Source organism: Wolbachia endosymbiont of Tuta absoluta, from assembly GCF_059414725.1.
The window spans coordinates 1-5,229 of record NZ_JBNRJY010000369.1; the positions used below are offsets into that span (position 1 = coordinate 1).

The 5,229-nt window shown below is 34.5% G+C and carries 5 protein-coding genes, 1 tRNA gene and 1 pseudogene; 5 read left to right on the plus strand and 2 right to left on the minus strand.

All coding sequences use genetic code 11. The features are described from left to right. Positions 1–296 precede the first annotated feature (296 nt). From ACJ5GX_RS03915 to rnc, 5 genes are all read left to right on the plus strand, one after another. Complete coding sequence (locus tag ACJ5GX_RS03915) at positions 297–1,187, plus strand: class I fructose-bisphosphate aldolase (RefSeq protein ID WP_007302460.1); 891 nt, start codon at positions 297–299, stop codon at positions 1,185–1,187. A 5-nt stretch (positions 1,188–1,192) separates the two neighbouring features. Continuing rightward, positions 1,193–1,264: transfer RNA gene (locus tag ACJ5GX_RS03920), tRNA-Cys, on the plus strand. A 47-nt stretch (positions 1,265–1,311) separates the two neighbouring features. Beyond that, complete coding sequence (locus ACJ5GX_RS03925) at positions 1,312–2,169, plus strand: hypothetical protein (protein ID WP_495292724.1); 858 nt, start codon at positions 1,312–1,314, stop codon at positions 2,167–2,169. A gap of 72 nt (positions 2,170–2,241) precedes the next feature. Beyond that, positions 2,242–3,309, plus strand: coding sequence for a quinone-dependent dihydroorotate dehydrogenase (locus tag ACJ5GX_RS03930; protein ID WP_052264761.1), 1,068 nt, complete (start codon positions 2,242–2,244; stop codon positions 3,307–3,309). A gap of 92 nt (positions 3,310–3,401) precedes the next feature. Next, positions 3,402–4,094: a ribonuclease III gene (gene rnc / locus ACJ5GX_RS03935; protein ID WP_012481989.1), complete on the plus strand. Its 693-nt coding sequence runs from the start codon at positions 3,402–3,404 to the stop codon at positions 4,092–4,094. Between the two features lie 52 nt (positions 4,095–4,146). On the opposite strand, the gene ACJ5GX_RS03940 is transcribed toward rnc, so the two are convergent. Together ACJ5GX_RS03940 and ACJ5GX_RS03945 are read right to left on the minus strand one after the other, a co-directional pair. Next, entirely contained in the window at positions 4,147–4,746 is a 600-nt protein-coding gene (locus ACJ5GX_RS03940) for an SCO family protein (protein WP_007302464.1), read from the minus strand. A gap of 35 nt (positions 4,747–4,781) precedes the next feature. After that, positions 4,782–5,099: pseudogene (locus tag ACJ5GX_RS03945) on the minus strand (3'-5' exonuclease family protein); the annotation flags it as partial. Positions 5,100–5,229 lie beyond the last annotated feature (130 nt).

Below are 5,229 nucleotides of genomic sequence, written 5' to 3' on the forward strand. Positions count from 1 at the left end.
GTATGCCAACGTACACTAAACGACTTACCAGTGAACGTGTCACCTAGATTTCGGTTTAGTCCTCATTTCTTTTAACAACATCGTAAATGTTCACAGACGTGTTTTTACACGTCTGTGAACATTTACGATGTTGTCCTGGCCCAACTGAAGCAAGGGTTAACGACCTTATATTTTTTCTGACTTTCCGATCGATCCTAAAGTTACACCTTTAAATATAGGCGTAGGAACAAGAGCATAAAAAGGTCTTTGCTTCAACTATAGTTTTTGCTACACTTTGAGTAAATTTGAAGATATTAATGAGTGAAGAAGTAAAACAAATCCTAAGTTACTACGAAAGTGAAAACCCTGGAGTAAAAGCGAATCTTACTCGCATTCTTATGCATGGGAAACTTGGTGGAACTGGCAAGTTAGTAATTCTCCCTGTAGACCAGGGATTTGAGCACGGACCAATAAAAAGTTTTGAAGTTAACCCTGATGCTTACGATCCACATTATCATTTTCAGCTTGCAGTTGATTCAGGAGTAAGTGCATACGCTGCTCCGCTTGGTATGATCGAAGCTGGTGCTTCAACTTATGCTGGAATGCTACCACTTATTTTGAAGCTTAATAGCGCTAACTCTTTGCACTCAAAAAGCTTAACTTCAGATCAAGCAATAACTGCCTCTGTAAAAGATGCGCTGCGTTTGGGCTGCATGGCTGTTGGGTTTACTATATATCCTGGTTCTGCTAAGTGTTTTGATATGATGGAAGAAGCTCGCAAAATTATAGCTGAGGCTAAATCTTGTGGCCTTGTTGTAGTGCTATGGTCTTATCCACGTGGTGAAGGGGTTTCCAAAGAAGGTGAAACAGCAGTTGATGTGATTGCCTATGCTGCGCATATAGCGGCTTTGCTCGGTGCCAACATAATAAAAGTAAAACTTCCAACCAATCATCTGGAAAGAGAAAAAATAGAAAATATTGAATCATTATCTAAAAGAATTGAATATATTAAAAAGTCTTGCTTTGCAGGAAAAAGAATAGTAGTTTTCTCTGGTGGTGAGTCAAAGTCAGTGGATGATATATACAATGAGGCAAAAGAAATTAAGCAAGGTGGTGGTAATGGTTCAATTATCGGGCGCAACACTTTTCAAAGAAAAAAAGAGGATGCTTTATCTATGCTAAAAGATATAATTAATATCTACGCATAAAAAACGGCTGGGTGGCAGAATGGCTTATGCGGAGGACTGCAAATCCTTTTATACCGGTTCAATTCCGGTCCCGGCCTCTTACTCCAATTAGATCGTTTTTTCTTCTCAAATTTTAACAAGAAGTGTGGCTTTTAATGAAATATTTAAAAAAATAAGATACTATATTCAAAATATAAGCAGTAAAATGCCAAAGAGATTAACAGAAGTTTTATTATTGATTGGTTTGCCCTTCTTGCTTACCAGTTGCACTTTTCACTATTTATTAAAGAGCTCGTATACTCATCTTGCACCAGAAAAGTACCCTTCATCCAACAAACAGCCGGTTTACGTCGGTACAGCTTACAGTGCACAGACTATATATAATGCGTTATTTAATGACTTTCTGTTAATAGGTAAGTCATCATTCACAGCCAAACATGGGCGTGCTAGTCAATATGTTAACTATGGAAGAGAAGTTGGAGCAGATGTGATAATCGTATCATTTCAAAATATGCAAAAGGATAAAGAGCATTTTAGCATCACAGAAAAACTATTATGGGACACAAGCTTAACAACATTTCATACAAGGACCATTATAAACTTTGATCAGGACGTACTCTTTCTAAAAAAGGTAGGTGATGCAAAAGCTCCATGGGAATATGTCAAAGGAGAGTTCAAGCTTCACGAAAAAGACGATACTGATCCATATCTAGGGAATTGGGTAGGGTATAGAATATGCGAGATTGCAATATCTTCTTCAGAAGATGAATACTTAGGATTTGTAAATGAAGATAATTGTAAAGAAAAATCTGGAATAAATAAGATGCTTGCTTGGAAAAATGGGGATGTAAGGTTGCGGATTAATAAACAATCAAAACAGGGATTTTATTTAAATCGAAATAAGATTCCTATACTAATAAAATCTCAAATTAACAAATTTGGCTACCTCGAATTAGTAGATGAAAATACTGATCAAGTTCTGGTTTCCCTTCAGAAAAATTAGTTTTTACTACCCATAGAAACTATATACTTACTATTTTGATAAACCTCAAGCTTTCTAAGTTATTCTTGTTGCATGGTAAAAAATAAACTAAAAATAAGCAAAGTGTTTTACAAAATGATATTACGTAATTTATTGTTTTTACTGCCGCCTGAAATCGCTCACTCCTTGGTAATAACGGCGTTAAAAAAGATGCCCTGTAGGAAACCTATAGAACTACCTAAGTCTTTAAATGTAAACTTTTTTGGTGATAAAATTAGGAGTCCTGTAGGTCTTGCTGCAGGTTTTGATAAAAATGCGGAAGTTGTAAAGCCGATGCTCTCATTTGGTTTTGGATTTATTGAGGCTGGTACTGTAACTAAACATCCCCAATATGGAAACAAAAAACCGAGAATTTTTCGATTAATTAAAGATGAAGGAATAATTAATAGATTGGGATTTAATAATAAAGGAGTAGACTATTTTCTTAAACAGATAAGTGAAACTAAACTTGGTAATTGTATTTTTGGTATAAATATAGGAAGAAACAGTACATCAAAGGACCAAATCAGCGATTATGTTGACTTAATAAAGATAGTATATGGAAAGAGCAATTATATAGTACTGAACATCTCATCCCCAAACACACCTAACTTGCGCGATTTGCACAATAAACAAGAATTATCCAAATTGTTGAAATCTATCACTCTAACCCGGAAATCAATCGATAGCTCTGAATCCATACCGATAATATTAAAAATTTCTCCAGATATAGATCAGCAAACAAAAGAAAATATCGCTGAGCTTACACTAGAATATAAAATTGACGGCTTAATAGTAAGCAACACTACGATAAGTCGAGATTCTTACTATAATGAGAGTGGTGGGTTGAGCGGCAGGCCATTATTTCAACTTTCAACCGAGTTATTGAGTGACATGTACAAGCTTACTAAAAGCAGAATTCTATTGATAGGATGCGGAGGAATTTCAAGTGGTGTTGATGCATATGAAAAAATAAAGGCAGGAGCCTCTTTAGTACAACTGTACACTGCTCTTGTATACCAGGGGCATCAAGTTGTGAACAAAATCAATCTGGAGCTTGCAGAATTGGTAAAAAGAGATGGATTTAGTAACATTACTGAAGCAGTGGGTTGTATACATTAATTTTGGAAGTTATTGATATTGTTTTAGTAAAGTAGAGCTAACTTTTTAGTGTAGAGGTATGATAGAGAGTGCTTTTCTATTGAATGATTAATATGAGAGTTTTGAACGATACAATATCTAAAGTTATTAATTACAAATTTACAGATTATGCAATATTAGAAGAGGCATTAACTCACCCAAGCGTAAATAAGAGAAATAGCGAAGACCAGGTTGTAAGCTACGAAAGGCTAGAGTTTTTGGGCGATAGTGTTTTGAATATGGTTGTGTCTGTTATGCTGTTTAAAATGTTTCCTGAAGAAAAAGAAGGAGCATTGGCAAAAAGAAAAACGGATTTAGTTTGTGGCAGTACCATTGCTAATGTTGCTAAAGAAATAGAGTTAGGTAACTTTATTATCATGAATAATAGTGAACGTTGTAACGGAGGAAAATGTAACTTAAAAAATTTAGAAAATTCGCTTGAAGCACTAATAGGTGCAATTTATATTGACGGCGGACTTGAGAGTGTTGAGAAATTTATTATCCGACATTGGGAAAAGCTAGCTAAGGACATCCTCGATCCTCCTCAAGATCCTAAAACTTCACTGCAAGAATGGACTCAGAGAAATAAATTACCTTTACCGAAGTATGAGCTTGTAAAACAAACTGGACCAGCACACAATCCTGAATTTACTATATCAGTTTGCATAGAGAGTTATGACAAAGTTTCTGCATGCGCTCCTAGTAAGAAAATTGCTGAACAAAAAGCTGCTGAGTTGATCCTAGAAAAAATTAAAAAAACGACTTAGTTTAATCAAAATAGCTGTTAGCATAAATTTAAAGTAAGCTAAGCTCTTTAGTTCAGCTTACATATTTTTTTATCTCAGCCAGAATCTTATCAGATTGACTTTCATCTGAATTTAAATCAGCTACAAAGTGTGTGACATATTTTCCTTCAGGGCTAATAAGGTATATCATTGAAGAATGGTTAATTTCCTCTTCTCCATCTACTTTACTTGCATATACTTTATACTTTGCAACTACTTCATCTATTTTTTGTCTTTCACCAGTGAGCATTTGTATTCTATGGTCAAATTGCTGCTGAAATTCTTTAAGCCTTTCTGTATTATCGCGCTCAGGATCAACTGTGATAAAAAATGTTTGTAGCTTGTTGTCAGTTTTCTCGTCTAACTTTGCAAGTGTTTCTGAAATTATTCCAAGGTTCATAGGGCAAATTCTTTTACATGAGGAAAATCCAAAAAAAATCATCATATACTTATCTTTGAAATCACTACTGCGTACTATTTGCCCGTTTTGGTTAATCAAAGAAAAATCCCCACCTATTTTAATTTCTGTATTTTGTGAAACAAATATGCCTTGCTTAGTAAAATAACAATAACCTAAGAAGATAGCTGCTACTGTTATTAGCAAACTAGACAATAACCTTATAAACTTTATCATTAAAGCGTTTCCAATAAAGTTAAATCATATATTGATTAGTTGATTGATTCAATATATTCCTTCCAAAGTGGGTTGTTAATTTTATCTAACAATTTCTTATGCTCATCAATTTCTTTAATACTTGGTGAATGTTCTCTGCGAGCTAAATTACGCACTTTATGTTGAATAAACGTAGAGTTATTGTCCTGAGCACATTCATTATTAAATAAAAAGGTTTGCAATCCTCCTGTAAGCTCAACATAGACCTTTGCAAGCAATTGAGCATCAACTAATGCTCCGTGTAACTCTCTACCTTCTAGCGATATATCAAAACGCTTGCATAATGCATTTAAAGAAGCAGGTGATCGATCAAAGGGAAGAAGCTATCGATGAAAAGAGTCTACAGAGAGAATTAGATTTTATCACAAACAGTGTAGAAAGTTTTTCCTCTGAGAGAGCTTAATCAAGCAGACTATGAAACTAAACTTGATATAATAAGAAAGT